11 protein-coding genes are annotated in these 14524 nt (G+C 58.5%); 4 read left to right on the top strand and 7 right to left on the bottom strand.

The features are described from left to right. Positions 1 to 283: 283 nt before the first annotated feature. From addB to BVL55_RS15870, 4 genes are all read left to right on the top strand, one after another. On the top strand, positions 284 to 3466 hold the full coding sequence (gene addB / locus BVL55_RS15885) for a double-strand break repair protein AddB (RefSeq protein WP_075997714.1): 3183 nt from the start codon (positions 284 to 286) through the stop codon (positions 3464 to 3466). After that, positions 3463 to 7044 carry a double-strand break repair helicase AddA gene (gene addA, locus BVL55_RS15880; RefSeq protein WP_075997713.1) on the top strand — a complete coding sequence of 1194 codons (3582 nt, stop codon included), beginning with the start codon at positions 3463 to 3465 and terminating at the stop codon, positions 7042 to 7044. The genes addB and addA overlap by 4 nt, the downstream gene beginning before the upstream one ends. Before the next feature lie 92 nt (positions 7045 to 7136). Continuing rightward, positions 7137 to 7457 (top strand): thioredoxin, encoded by a 321-nt coding sequence (gene trxA / locus BVL55_RS15875; protein WP_075997712.1) that lies wholly within the window; start codon positions 7137 to 7139, stop codon positions 7455 to 7457. A gap of 84 nt (positions 7458 to 7541) precedes the next feature. Then, positions 7542 to 7883: a leucine zipper domain-containing protein gene (locus BVL55_RS15870; RefSeq protein WP_075997711.1), complete on the top strand. Its 342-nt coding sequence runs from the start codon at positions 7542 to 7544 to the stop codon at positions 7881 to 7883. Positions 7884 to 8001: 118 nt separating this feature from the next. Here BVL55_RS15870 and BVL55_RS15865 read toward each other — a convergent pair whose 3' ends face one another. From BVL55_RS15865 to BVL55_RS15835, 7 genes are all read right to left on the bottom strand, one after another. Continuing rightward, positions 8002 to 9333 carry a bifunctional folylpolyglutamate synthase/dihydrofolate synthase gene (locus tag BVL55_RS15865; RefSeq protein ID WP_075997710.1) on the bottom strand — a complete coding sequence of 444 codons (1332 nt, stop codon included), beginning with the start codon at positions 9331 to 9333 and terminating at the stop codon, positions 8002 to 8004. A gap of 50 nt (positions 9334 to 9383) precedes the next feature. Then, positions 9384 to 10433: an acetyl-CoA carboxylase, carboxyltransferase subunit beta gene (accD, locus tag BVL55_RS15860; RefSeq protein WP_083649586.1), complete on the bottom strand. Its 1050-nt coding sequence runs from the start codon at positions 10431 to 10433 to the stop codon at positions 9384 to 9386. A gap of 91 nt (positions 10434 to 10524) precedes the next feature. Continuing rightward, positions 10525 to 11349 carry a tryptophan synthase subunit alpha gene (trpA, locus tag BVL55_RS15855; protein WP_075997709.1) on the bottom strand — a complete coding sequence of 275 codons (825 nt, stop codon included), beginning with the start codon at positions 11347 to 11349 and terminating at the stop codon, positions 10525 to 10527. Then, positions 11346 to 11660, bottom strand: a complete 315-nt coding sequence (cutA, locus tag BVL55_RS15850) for a divalent-cation tolerance protein CutA (protein WP_075997708.1) — start codon at positions 11658 to 11660, stop codon at positions 11346 to 11348. Before cutA ends, trpA begins: the two co-directional genes overlap by 4 nt. Positions 11661 to 11668: 8 nt before the next feature. Further along, positions 11669 to 12889 carry a tryptophan synthase subunit beta gene (trpB, locus tag BVL55_RS15845; RefSeq protein WP_075997707.1) on the bottom strand — a complete coding sequence of 407 codons (1221 nt, stop codon included), beginning with the start codon at positions 12887 to 12889 and terminating at the stop codon, positions 11669 to 11671. Between the two features lie 17 nt (positions 12890 to 12906). Continuing rightward, the gene (locus BVL55_RS15840) at positions 12907 to 13596 is read right to left on the bottom strand and encodes a phosphoribosylanthranilate isomerase (protein ID WP_075997706.1); all 690 of its coding nucleotides are present in this window, start codon (positions 13594 to 13596) and stop codon (positions 12907 to 12909) included. 65 nt (positions 13597 to 13661) lie between these two features. Next, positions 13662 to 14423, bottom strand: coding sequence for a M48 family metallopeptidase (locus BVL55_RS15835; RefSeq protein ID WP_075997705.1), 762 nt, complete (start codon positions 14421 to 14423; stop codon positions 13662 to 13664). Positions 14424 to 14524 lie beyond the last annotated feature (101 nt).

Genomic DNA, 14524 nt, shown 5'->3' with positions numbered 1-14524 from the left:
CGCAGCCCGAAGGCCCGGGAACCAGGTTCAGGCGATTGCAGAAAACAAAAGCTATTCAACATGGCATTGCATTAGCTGTGGTGTCTTTTGCGCCCTGGCTTCGTCGAAATCCTCGTCCGATGCCATCGCATCGCTCTGCGGTCTTCTCCTTGCCAGAGGCGAAAAATCCATCCATTCAAACTGCTTCCAACTAACCAGGACACGCTCTAGTATCAACCGGCGCTTTCAGTTTGCCATCCCTCATGCCAAGCTGGTTGTACAGAATCAGCAGCCAGGAGCCAGCATGGGTGCCGCCGGAGGGGACAGTAAAAAGATACCGCCGGGCAGGGTATTCACTATCCCGCCCTCGCAGCCCTTTCTGCCAACGCTTGCCAGGTCTATCCTGTCAGGCGAACTGTCAGACAGTTTCGACCCGCTGGAACATCCCCTGGGCCTGGCCGACAGCATGATCTTTCTGCCAACGCGCAGAGCAGCGCGCAGTTTCGGTGTGGCTTTGCTTGACGCTGCCCGCGAGATGGCCGGACATGCAAGCATTGCCCTGCCGAAAATTGCCACGCTCGGCGATCCTGATGAAACGGAGTTTCTTGCCAGCCTTTCACCGGATGCCGCTGAGGCCGGGATTTTGCTGGATAGCACCGAACCGGTGGATATGCTGCAGCGAAAGCTGGTGCTGGCGCGCCTGACGCAACACTGGGTCAAATCCCTTCAGCCCGCCCTGCTCGAACGCTATGGCGAGGAGCAGATCATTCTTCCGGCATCTGCGGCGGACGCGCTGTGGCTTGCCGAGGACCTGGCAAGGCTTATGGACCAGGTGGAAACCGAAGAGGTTGACTGGTCGGCGATCCGGCAATTGCTGCCTGAAGAACACGCAGAATGGTGGCAGGTAACGCTGGCCTTTCTTAACATCGTGATGGAAGCATGGCCGGAACATCTCGGCGAACTTGGCCTTGTCAATCCAGCCCGTCATCGGGCCAATCTTGCCGATCTGCGCATTCGCCTGCTTGAGGAAAGCCCGCCCGGCGGGCTGGTTCTTGCCGCCGGCACCACCGGGTCCGTTCCGTCAACCAGCCGGCTGCTTGCCGCAATTACCAGATTGCCTAATGGTGCGGTGGTCCTGCCAGGTCTTGATACCGGATTGCCGGATGACGTTGTCCGGCAATTGCAGGAAGGTGAGGAACACGGCAGGGAGAGCGTTGCCAGCACCCATGCACAGTATGGCTTGTGCCGGCTGCTGAAAACATTACGGATACGGCATGATCAGGTGAAAACCCTTGTAGTGAACCGTGACATGCAGACTGTTCGTGAAGGAGTCATCCACGCTGCCTTGCTGCCCGCCGATAATTCCTCATCCTGGGTCGAAAGCCGCACGAAACAAAACGAAGACGAATTGCGGAAGGCCTTTGAGGGTGTGGCCGTCCTGGAAGCTGCCAATGAGCGCCAGGAAGCGCTGGCGATCGCCCTTGCCCTGAGAGAGGCTGTTGAAAACACCGAGCATAGCGCAGCGCTCGTTACTCCCGACCGCAACCTTGCCCGGCGAGTTTCGTCCGAACTTGAACGCTTTGGCATCGAAATCGACGACAGCGCGGGCCTGCCGCTTGCCGGCACCGGCCTCGCCCGGTTTGTGAAGGTCTTGATCGTCAGCCTTGGCCCCAATGCCGATCCGGTTGCAAGGGCATCCCTGGTCAAGGACAGGCTGCTGTTTGGCGGCGAAGTACAAAAGGCTGGTGAATTGCTGGAACTTGCCGCGTTGCGGTTTTTCCGGTCCGCGCCCAAGACCGGTACATGGAACGAGCGCGTGGTTCTGGCACGCCGGCAGACCGGAAAATCGCGATATGCGCCGGGCCAGTTGCGGCGGCTGGAAGCAGCGCAATGGGAAAATCTGTCAGCACTTGCCAGCCGCATCGACACAGCGCTCAAACCCTTGCGCGATCTCTTGCAGGATGAAGCGGAGATGCCGGTCGAGCATTTCTGCAGTGCCCTGTTTGAGGCGGCGATCCTGTGTACAGCAAACACGCAGGGAGAGAGCCTTGCCTTTGACGAGGCCGGAGGCGCGGAACTGAAGACCCTGCTCGAAGCGGCGGCGAAAAAGGAGAGGTCGGGGTTTACCCTTCCCCCATCACAGGCGGCAGCGGTGTTCGAGGCGCTGATTGCGCCCATTCGTGTCAGGAAGCCGGGGCGCCGCCATCCCAGACTGCACATCTACGGAACCCTGGAAGCCCGTTTGCAGCACCACGATCTCATGATCCTTGGCGGGCTCAATGAAGGCACCTGGCCCTCCAGCGCCAACAATGATCCGTTCCTGAACCGGCCCATGCGATCGGCTCTGTCGCTTCCCCTGCCCGAGCAGCGGATCGGCCTCGCCGCACACGATTTCAGCCAGCTTTCCGGCGCGCCGAGGATCATCTATGCCCGTGCAAAACGTGCTGGCGGCAGTCCCGCGATTGCCTCGCGCTGGCTGCAGCGATTGCTAACCTATCTGGGAGACGGACAGGGAAAGGCACTGACAGCGAGAGGCGAACGGTATCTTGCCTATGCAAGGCTGATCGATGCCACTGACGGGCCGCCAAAACCGGCGTTACGCGCCAGTTACGCGCCACCGGTCGAGACGCGGCCCAAAAGTCTTTCGATTACGGAGATCGAGACCTGGATCCGCGATCCATACGCCATACACGCCAAGCATATCCTCGAACTCCATTCTCTCCCGCCACTTGTCCTGCCTTCTGATGCGGCGCAGCGGGGAACGGTATATCACGACATCGTTGCGGCATTCATCGAGCAGTGGGAAGGCCCGCTGGGGGAACTTCAGCGGAACGCTGCACTGTCATGCATGGCGAAGCTTGCCGAAGATCGGCTTGAGGCCGAAGCGCTGCCGCCGGAAATTGCCGCCGGCTGGAAACAGCGATTCGGACAGATTGCGGCAGGGTTTGTGGATTGGGAGATTACCCGCCATCACACCCTTGCAGAAAGTCACTGCGAGAAGGAGGTCAGGACCGGCACCAAAATCGGCAAGACTGGGTTTTGCCTGAGAGGGCGCGCCGACCGAATCGACCTCCACCGCGACGGGTCGGTTACCGTGATCGACTATAAAACCGGACCACGGCCCTCGAACCGGGAGGCGCGAACCCTGTCACCGCAACTGGCACTGGAAGGGGCGCTGGCGGCTCGCGGCGCCTTCAATGGCGTCCCGTCCGGCAACATCACGGCGCTGCTTCATGTCCGCCTGCGGGAAGGAAATGCCTTCAAGATCGATGACATTACGTCCAGGCAGGACCTGTCCGCCGCCGCACTGGCCGAGAAAGCCTATGATGAGCTTGCCGACTACATCGCTGCCTTTGCCCGACCTGATACCCCATATGTCTCCCAGCGGGCACCGGTGCCCAATCAGGCCTATCCCGGCGACTACGATCATTTGGCACGGATCAAGGAATGGTCAATCGGCGCCGAAGAAAGCGGGGACGGCGAATGACCGGCCCTGCTCCCCGGGAGGAAATCGTTTCCGATGAAACAGCCTCGCGGAAAAACTATGCCAGCGCCAAGCTTTCGCGGGCAACCGATCCTGCACACAGTATCTGGGTTTCCGCCAATGCCGGTTCGGGCAAAACCTATCTGCTGTCGCGCCGTGTCATCCGATTGCTGCTGGAGGGCAGCAGTCCGTCCGAACTTCTTTGCCTGACTTTTACCAAGGCCGCCGCCGCGGAAATGTCCAACCGGGTTTTCGGAATACTCGGTGAGTGGAGCCTGATGAACCAGGCAGAGCTTTCACGGGAAGTTGCCAACCTGCTGGGGCACTCTCCCACCGGAAAGGAAATGACCAGGGCACGCAAGCTGTTTGCGCTTTCCCTCGACACGCCTGGCGGTCTGCGCATTCAAACCATTCATGCTTTTTGCGAATCCCTGCTGCATCAGTTCGCCCTGGAAGCAAATGTTCCCGGTCACTTTCAGCTATTGGATACCCCCGAACAGACTGCCTTCATTGCCGAAGCCAGGCAACGGGTCGAACTTGCCGCCATCGGGCAGCTTCCACCTGCAGCCCATCGGCCGCAAAGCGGCGCGCTTGCCGATGGGTTCCAAACCATGCGGGCCCATGCCAGCGAAGAGGCGATTGAACAGGCCGTTCGCGAAGTGCTTTCCCAAGCCCATGAATTCCGAAGCTGGGTGGAACAGGGCGGCGGTTCAATCAAGTCTGCAATGGCACCCCTCTGGGAAACCGAAAATCTCGACCGGGATATGGATCGCTCGACGCTGCTTGAAGGTTTCTTGTCCGAAACGGTGTATAGTAAGCTACAGCTTGAGGAACTTGCGGCGCTGGCCAGGGCAAAAAATTCACCGCGCTATGATGAATTGGCCGACAAGCTGGAAATCATTCTTTCCACCACAGATCCCGGCGTGGTTTTTGATGTCCGCCGGCAAATTTTTCTGAAGGACAAGGACACGCCAAGGCCATCTTTGGTGCACGCCTCGTTCCTGAACAACGAACCGGTTCAGGCAGAGCTGCTGGCGAAGGAAGGCCTGCTCGTCAAGGCGCAGTATCACCGCCTGCGAACCTTTGACGTGCTGAAAGCGAGTCAGGCCCTCTTTACTGTTCTTGAGGCCATGCTGGCCGAATATGATTATCTGAAACACAGCCGGGGCCGGCTCGACTTCGACGATCTCATTACCAAGACCTGCAATCTACTGTCGCGCGAGGGTATCGGGGCGTGGGTGCGCTACAAACTCGACTATGGAATTTCACATGTGCTGGTGGATGAGGCGCAGGATACAAGTCCGCTGCAGTGGAAAATCATCGAGGCGGTAACGCAGGATTTCTTCGCCGGCGAAAGCAGCCATTCACAAACCAGGACGCTCTTTGTCGTCGGCGATGAAAAACAGTCGATCTATTCGTTTCAGGGCGCCGACATTCGGGAGTTCGACCAGCAGAAACGGCAGTTTCGCCGCCGGGTCCAATCAGCAGGCCAAAAAGCAACGCCTGAAGACAGTCTGAGCCTTTCCTACCGCTCCGTGCCGGAAGTGCTGAGCGCGGTGGACCAGGTTTTTTCCCTGCCGGAAAATGCCCGGGGATTGGGAGAAACGGCAACAACCCGCCATGTGGCCAACCGGTTTTCCCATTCCGGCGACGTCATCGTGTGGGACATGATGGTAAAGCCCAAACGCAATGAACCTGAAAGCTGGCTGGACGATCCTTCCGAACAGACGGGTGACGCGGAGCTGCGCCTTGCCGGGCGGATTGCCGACACCATTGACCGTTGGGTAATGCGTGGCGAACGCCTGCCGGGCCATGACCGGCCCATACGCTGCGGGGATGTTCTGATCCTGGTCAGAAAGCGCGACCGGTTTGTCCGCGCAATGATCCGCAAGCTGAAGGAGAAAGGCCTGCCGACCGCCGGTGCCGACCGGTTGAAACTCACCGAGCACATTTTGACAGAAGACCTGCTGGCGCTGGGCCGTTTTGCTATCAACCGGATTGATGACCTTTCTCTTGCCGGCGTTCTCAAAAGTCCGATCTTTGATTTCAGCGAGGATGAACTCTTTCAACTCGCCCATGGCCGCAAAGGCAGGCTTCTGTACGACACCCTGGCCGAGCGAGCCGCGGCCGATCCCGATTCCCGCTGGGCACCGGCGGCAAGTCAGATTGAGTGGATAATCGGGATTGCCGGTACGCTGTCCGTTTACGGGTTCTATGCCCGGCTGTGTGCCCATCTCGATCTTCGAAGACGCTATGTGGCCCGGCTCGGGCACGAGGTTGAGGAGATTCTGGACGGGTTTCTGCAAGCCGCGCTCGATCATGACGCCAATTCAGGGCTCGGCCTGCAGGCATTTATCGAAACCCTTGCCTCGGCAGAGCCTGAAATAAAACGCGAAATCGAACTGGAAAGCGATGAGGTTCGCGTCATCACCGCCCATTCCGCCAAGGGGCTTGAAAAACCAGTGGTGTTTCTGGTTGATCCCGGCGGGCCTGCCTACAGTGCCAGCCACCGGCCAAAGATCGCCTGGACGGAAGATGATGCGCCCCTTTGGATTGCCAAAAGCGAACACCGCATTGGTCTCAGCGACCGGTTCTTCACCGAAGCCGAACGCGCAGCGGAAGAAGAGTATCGCAGGCTGCTCTATGTGGGCATGACGCGGGCAGCCGACCGGTTGATTGTTTGCGGGTATACCAGCGAACGCCATCAATCAGCCGAGAACTGGCATGCCATGGTGAAACGTGGCCTGGAAGCCCCGCCGCTGGACGCCAAACTCAACGGCAGGCTTGAGGCCTTCGACGATCACGGCCATCCCGCATGGCGCTGGAAAATCGATCATGCCAGCAGCGGAAAGGCAGTGAAGCCTGAAGAAGACGCGGAAAAGGACCTTTCAGACGTGACGGCGCTGCCCGTCTGGATTGCGCCGGTCAGACAAGAACCCTCGCCACCACGCCCGCTTTCTCCCTCAGGTGTCCTTCAGGTGCTGGAAATCGGCGAGCCTTCCGCGCCAGTTGTCACCGGTGGCGGCGATGGCGCCATGGTCCGGGGCACGGTGATCCATCACCTGCTGCAGATCCTGCCGGAAATTGCACCCGACAAGCGAACCGATGCGGTTCGGCGCTATTTTGCTGCATCCCGGTTTCGCACACTTACCGGGCAACTGCCCAGGGAAATGCAGGACAAAATCGCCAGCGACATACCCGCTTTGCTGCAAAATCCGGCCATGGCGGACCTTTTTGGGCCCAACAGCCGTGCAGAAGTCGAAATCATGGGCAAGATCGTGCTTTCGGGTGCCGAACGTACGGTTCACGGCAAGATCGACCGGCTATCGGTGATGGAGGGGCAGGTAATCGTTGCTGATTACAAGAGCGGGTCTCAAATACCCGAATCACCGGACGCAGCACCGCTTGAATACCTGGCGCAAATGGCACTCTACCGGGAAATCCTGAAGCCGCTGTTTCCTGGCCGCAAGATCATCTCCCGGCTGATCTGGACTGCAGGGCCCACAATCATGGAGCTTGACGACCCATTGCTTGATCACATCCTTGAGAGACTCGCCATCGGCCGGCATCCACCGTCTTGACGTCGGCGCTGTGAGTTTCTACCTCAAAGGAAAGACACGATGCCCCTTTTGCAACATCAAAAGGCAATTTCATTCAAAGGAAGGACAACCTCATGGCAACCGTTAAGGTGGACAACAGCAATTTTCAAACCGAGGTGATGGAGTCCGATGTTCCAACCGTCGTCGATTTCTGGGCCGAATGGTGCGGCCCCTGCAAGATGATCGGCCCGAGCCTTGAGGAGCTTTCCGACGAGATGGCTGGCGATGTGAAGATCACCAAGCTGAATATCGATGAAAATCCCGACCTGGCAGCCCAGTTCGGCGTTCGATCCATTCCCACGCTGCTGCTGTTCAAGAATGGCGAACCTGCCGGCATGCAGGTCGGTGCAAAACCGAAGAGCGCGCTGGCCGACTGGATCAAATCGGCGAGCTAGCTGTGAGTTCTCACCAGGTTGTTCACTCGAACCCATTCTGAAAAGCTGAAGTTGCAAACCATCAGTGATCAGGAGAGGGACCGAATGAACATCCACAAGAATGCCCGTTTGACGCCGAAAGGTCGAGAGATATTGATCGAGCGCCTTGAGCGCGGAGAACATCCTCGCGAGGTGTCCTGCGCGATGGGGGTGAGCATACGCACAGTCTACAAATGGCGGCAGCGTTACCGCCTGCATGGCCGTGCTGGTCTTGACGACCGTTCCTCACGCCCGTTTTCCAGCCCGTCCCGCACGCCGGCCAGCGTCGAGACACGGGTCGTGGCGCTACGCCGCGACAAGCGCATTTATGACCGGATTGCCGCCGAGACCGGCCTGTCGCGTGCAACGGCTGCTCGCATCCTTGTGCGCCACGGCCTGAACCGGTAACCGGCGTTCAAACGATTCCATCTAAACAGGACACGCTCTAAGGCGCCGCCACAACCTGTTTGCGGATCAATCGAGTAACCGGGGTATCCAGTGGATACCCCGGCACTTTTTTGCAGCCTCACAGCGGCGGCGTTGCGTTCTGCCTTAATACCTCGCCGATCAGATAGAGCGACCCGCAGACAAGAATGCGGCAAGGCTCATCCTGCACCCTGTCGGCGCACCGTTGGAGGCCTTCTTGAATGTTTTCTGCCGGTTCCGCCGGCAGGCCGCAATCAGCGGCGATGGCAGCCAGCTCCCCCGGGGAAAACCCTGCCTCACTGTCGGGCACCGGCACTGTGACGACAAAATCCGCAAGTCCTTCAAACGCTGAAAAATATTCCGCAGGCTCCTTGGTGGTCAGCATGCCAGCCAACAAGCAACACTTCCTTGCATCACGCTCGCGCAGTTTTCCGAGTTCGGAAACCAGCATGGCGGCGGCCTGGGGATTGTGGCCACCATCGATCCAGATCTCCGGCATGCTATTGTCCGGAATTTTCTCCGATAGCGCCTTGGTAAGGCGCCCTTCCGGCAAACGCTCGAACCGGCCCGGCCACCGAACGGCCTTCATGGCCTCTTCAAACACCGTGTTTCCGAGCTGGGGAAGAACTTTGCGGCAGGAAGCGATTGCGGTTGCCGCATTGGCCATCTGGTAGGCGCCAGCCAGCCGCGGCAGGGGAATATCCAACAGCCCGCCTTCATCCTGGAAGATCAGCCGACCAGCCTGTTCGTACCAATCAAAGTCCTGCCTTGCCACCGTTACAGGCGCATTCAGCTCCTCTGCCCGCGAGCAGATGACATCGAGCGCTGCATCCTGCTGTTCAGCAACAATGACAGGAACATCGCGCTTGATGATTCCGGCTTTTTCAAATGCGATTTTTTCAACCGTATTACCCAGATGGGCCATGTGGTCGAAATCAATGGGTGTAATGATGGAAACTGCGGGTTTGCCGATCACATTGGTGGCATCGAAACGGCCGCCCAGGCCAACTTCGAGGATGGCATAGTCAGCGGGATGCTCACTGAACAGCAAAAACCCGACAGCGGACATGATTTCAAAGACCGTGATCGGTTTTCCCTCATTGGCTTCTGCCACCCGGTTTACCGCCGTTTCAAGTTCCCTGTCGCTGACCAGGCTTCCACCCCCCGGCGCTCCAAGCCTGTAGCGCTCCGTCCAGCTGACAAGATGGGGTGACGTGTGCACATGCACAGATTTTCCTGCCGCTTCCAGAATGGCGCGCAGGAAAGCTGCCGTCGATCCCTTTCCGTTGGTGCCGGCGATGTGAAATACGGGCGGAATGGCAAGATGGGGATTGCCCAGTTTATCAAGCAGCACGGTTATGCGGCCCAACGAAAGATCAAAGCCCTTCGGATGGATTTCGAGCAACCGGTTGATCGCGGATTCAGCGCTCATGGGCAGACCCTGATGGAATGGGTTTGAAGGCGGCTTTCTGCCGGCAGGATTTAAGCCGGCTTGCCATCTTCCGCAGTGTCGGCCGCCTCACCGGCTACTTCTGCAGACGATTCAACCGGTTCATCTGCCGGCACTTCTTCCGCGTGCGCTTCCACGGCGGCGATGGCTTCATCTTCATCCGATAATTCCTGCTCCTTGGCATGGGCAAGAAGCGGTGGCAGGTCCTCTTCTATATCGGTGCGTTCGAAGCCGGGCTGTTTCATGAGGATATGCAGCAGGTTGGCGATGGTATCCCGCAACTCCTTGCGCGGCACCACCATGTCCACCATGCCGTGCTCAAGCAGGTATTCGGAGGTCTGGAAATCATCGGGCAGGCGTTCTCGGATGGTTTGTTCAATCACCCGCTTGCCGGCAAAGCCGATTTCGGCGCCCGGCTCCGCGATATGGATGTCCCCCAGCATGGCATAGGAAGCAGACACACCGCCCGTGGTCGGGTTGGTCAGCACGACGATGTAGGGAAGGCCCGCTTCCTTCAAACGCTCGACCATGACCACGGTACGCGGAAGCTGCATCAGTGACAAAATGCCTTCCTGCATGCGCGCGCCGCCGGAGGCGGCAAAAAGAACCAGGGGTGATTTCAGTTCTATGGCCTTTTCAAACGCGCGAATGATCGCCTCACCGGCAGCAATCCCCAGTGAACCGCCCATGAAAGCAAAGTCGTGAATGCAGACCGTTATCTGCATGCCGTGCAGCTTTCCAACAGCGTTGATGATGGAATCTTCAAGCCCGGTCTTGGCACGGTTGTCGCGCAGGCGGTCGGTATATCTGCGCTGGTCACGGAATTTCAGCGGGTCCTGCGCCACTTGCGGCAGGGGAAGCAACTCAAATGCACCATCATCGAAGAAATAGGAAAGCCGCTGCCTGGCCGGGATTTTCATGTGGTAGCCGGATGTGGGGATGACACCCATATTGGCTTCCAGATCCTTGTGGAAAATCATCTCCCCGGTTTGTGGACACTTGATCCACAAATTCTCGGGCATCTCCTTGCGTTGCAGGAAGGAGTTGAGCTTGGGCCTGACGTAGTTGGTAATCCAGTTCATGCTTGTTTTGCCCCGATTTGTCCGGCCTGAATTCCCCTAAAGATAGTCATTGTGAAAGAACTTCGCCAATTTCGTTGAAACACATGCTGCACTAGTTTCCCGAACGCACACCTTGTGCAAGTTCCCTGACCAGATTGGCGACCGCTTTGACGGTCTTTTTCGTAGCTTCACCCTTGCTATCAAGGCTGTCTTCCACCGCTTTTACGATCGCCGTGCCAACAACGACACCATCTGCGGCCTTGCCAATCGCGGCGGCCTGCTCTGCGGTCCTTACCCCAAAGCCGACGGCAATCGGCAGTTCGGTCTTTGCCTTGATGTGGGCAACGGACTTCGCCACCGCCTTCGGATCGGGAGCGGCGGCGCCGGTAATGCCGGTAATCGAGACATAATAGACAAAGCCGGACGTGTTGTTCAGCACCTTCGGAAGGCGCTTGGCATCGGTTGTGGGCGTTGCAAGTCGGATGAAATTGATACCGGTTTTTCCGGCAGGAATGCACAATTCGTCGTCGGCCTCAGGCGGCAGATCGACCACGATCAACCCGTCGACGCCTGCCGATTTGGCCTTCTTCAGGAACTGTTCGGTGCCCATGATGTAGATGGGATTGTAATACCCCATCAGCACGATGGGGGTTTTCGTGTCCTCTTTGCGGAACGCACGAACGAGGGACAGTGTCTTGCGCAGGGTTTCGCCGCCTTTAAGCGCCCGCTGCCCGGCAGCCTGAATGGCCGGCCCGTCGGCCATCGGGTCGGAAAACGGCATGCCGATCTCGATCAGGTCCGCACCGGCTGCGGGCAGTGCCCTGACGATTTCCAGTGCGGTTTCATGGTCGGGATCACCAGCCATGACGAAGGTTACCAATGCAGGGCGACCTTCCGATTTCAGTTCTGTAAAGCGCGTATCGATGCGGGTTTTCATGCGGTTTTCGTTTCTTCCTCGATCCAGCGCGCATAGTCTGCATTGGCGCTGACATTGTCATGGCGAATAATTGCAGGCGTATCGTAGGGGTGGGAAACCTCCAGGAAGTCACTCAGTTCGCCGGCCCTTGTTTGTGAGGTCTTGAACACGGCAAGGGTTTCAATGTCATCCTCAATTGCCCCTTCCCAGCGATAGATGGAACGCACGTTGCCAAGCAGATTGACACAGGCAGCAAGGCGCAATTCCACCGCCTCGCGGGCAATTTGAGCCGCCTCAACCCTGGATGCATAGGTAACGTGGAACTCGATCATCGCGATGCTCAGAGGTCGACGCCCAGATGCTGGCCCACGGTGAAAACATCCTTGTCGCCACGGCCGCAGAGGTTCATGACGATGATCTGATCCTTCTTCATCTTCGGGGCGCGTTTGACGACTTCTGCAAGCGCATGGGACGGCTCCAGCGCGGGAATGATGCCTTCCAGACGGCACAACAACTGGAAGGCTTCCAGCGCTTCATCATCCATGATCGGAACATATTCGACCCGGCCCGTTTCCTTCAGCCAGGAGTGCTCGGGACCAATGCCCGGATAGTCGAGACCGGCCGAGATCGAATGCCCCTCGAAAATCTGTCCGTCCTTGTCCTGCAGAAGATAGGTCCGGTTGCCGTGCAGTACGCCCGGCCGGCCGGCGGTGAGCGAAGCGCAATGCTCCTTGCCCTTCAAGCCATGCCCGCCAGCTTCAACCCCGACAATCCTCACGTCCTTGTCGTCCAGGAAGGGGTGGAACAGCCCAATGGCATTGGAGCCGCCACCAACTGCTGCGACCAGCATGTCCGGTCCCCGGCCTTCGGCTTCCATCAGCTGGCCTCTGACCTCGTTGCCGATTACCGACTGAAAATCGCGCACCAGTTCGGGATAGGGATGAGGGCCTGCTGCAGTGCCAATCAGGTAATAGGTGTCCTTTACATTGGTGACCCAGTCACGCAGGGCTTCGTTCATTGCGTCCTTCAGCGTTCCGGCGCCAGCGGTCACCGGAACGATCTCGGCGCCGAGCAGCTTCATGCGGAAGACATTGGGCGACTGGCGCTCCACATCGGTCTTGCCCATGTAAACGACACACGGATAACCGAACCGGGCGGCAACGGTGGCCGATGCCACACCATGTTGGCCTGCGCCGGTTTCTGCGATGATACGGGTCTTGCCCATCCGCTTGGCAAGCAGGATCTGGCCGAGGCAATTGTTGATCTTGTGGGAACCGGTATGGTTGAGTTCGTCGCGCTTGAAATAGACTTTTGCACCGCCAAGATGCCGGGTCAGCCGCTCGGCAAAATAGAGCGGTGAAGGGCGGCCCGTATAGTGCTTGTTGAGATAGGCAAGCTCGGCAGCAAATTCAGGATCTTCCTTGGCAGTCTTGTAGGCTTCCTCAAGCTGCAGAATGAGCGGCATGAGCGTTTCGGCGACATAGCGGCCACCGAAAATGCCGAAATGGCCCGCTTCGTTGGGGCCTGTACGGAAGGAATTCGGCCGGGCTTGCTTGTTCACGGTATCCTACTCCTGCGCTATCCGGCGGCGGCGATCTTGCCGTCTGCACTGCCGGGCGGCAATTCCCGCACGGTCTTAATGAAAGCAGCTATCTTTGCAATGTCTTTTCGTCCGGGGGCCATCTCAACACCCGATGAAACATCGATGGCGGTAGCGCCCGATATGGTCAGTGCTTCACCAATATTTTCCGCATCGAGCCCGCCCGAAAGCATCCAGGGGGTTTGTGTGTGGAGCGACTGCAGCAGCTTCCAGTCGAAGGAAACGCCATTGCCGCCAGGAAGATCGGAACCTTCCGGCGCCTTGGCATCGAGCAGAAACCGGTCGGCAATTCCTTCATAAGGCACCAGCTTTTCAAGATCGCTTTCGTCCCGAATGGCAAATGCCTTGATGACGGGCAGGCCATGGCGCTGTTTGAGGTCGGCAACCCTGTCCGGCGTTTCCCTGCCGTGCAGTTGCAGAAAATCCGGCGCCATGGCAGCAACAATTGCATCCAGGGCAGTATCGTCCTCGTTGACGGTCACTGCCACGGTGCCAAGCGGGCGGGCAATACTGCGGGCAAATTGTGCCAGTCCGGCTGCCTGTTCAGGTGCCACATTGCGCGGGCTCTTTTTGAAGAAGATAAATCCAGCCAAATCGGCACCGGCCGCGGCGCTGGCTTCAAGCGCTTCGGGGGTGGAAAGACCGCATATCTTGATCTCGACAGGCATAGCAAAATTCGCTGGACGCTTTGCGACCGGTTAGAGCATGGCGGAAGTGCCGGAGTCTACCGGATTTACGCATTGACGCTGATCGCATGAAGCCCCGAACCATTGCGGCGCAGCCAGGCCTTGTGGCTCTCCATGTCCGGACACAGACTGCGTACATGCGACCAGAAACGGTCCGAATGGTTCATTTCCCGCAGGTGGGCCACTTCATGCGCTGCCAGATAATCAAGCACTTGGGGGGGGGCCATAATGATGCGCCAGGAAAAGGAAAGCGTGCGGGTCGTGGAACAGGAACCCCAGCGTGACGTGGTATCGGTGATGCGGATCTGGCGCGGCCTTACGCCCAGCGCCGAAGCGTGGCGTGCTACAGCCTCGTCCAGTGCGCTGCGGGCCTGTTTCTTCATGAAATCGACAACCCGGCGGCCAATCCGGGAAGGCTCGCCCGGCACCAGAAGAGATGGTTCACCAGCAACCTCTTTCGCCTCCACGATCCCCCGCAGGCGGTCAAGATGAACAATGCGGTGATCAATACCCCTGAACGGAATGATCGCCCCGACTCCCAGCGATACGGTCTTCGGCAGTCGTGCCCGGCGCACTGAAACCCATTGCCGGTTGCGCTCCAGGAACTCTTCGAGTTCATCATCGCTGACATGGGGCGGCATGGTGACTTTCAGCCCGTCACCGCCCGGCATCAGGCGCAGGGTAATGCGCCGTGATGTGGGGTGTTCGATGACACGCACCGGAAGCATCCAGCCGTCGATCTCGACATGCCGGTCGCGGTTGCGGGGTTCGCCGCTGCGGGAAAATCTGGATAGCAGGCGGTTTGCCATGGTGGCTCTTTATCTGATTCCGCTGGTCAAATGCAAAGGCAGCCGAAAATACAGGTCAAGACAAAGCCGGTAAACTCTTCTTCCTGGGGCAGACAGCAAAA

The organism is Salaquimonas pukyongi (assembly GCF_001953055.1).
Taxonomy (GTDB): domain Bacteria; phylum Pseudomonadota; class Alphaproteobacteria; order Rhizobiales; family Rhizobiaceae; genus Salaquimonas; species Salaquimonas pukyongi.
This window is presented reverse-complemented; position numbering and strand designations above follow the sequence as displayed.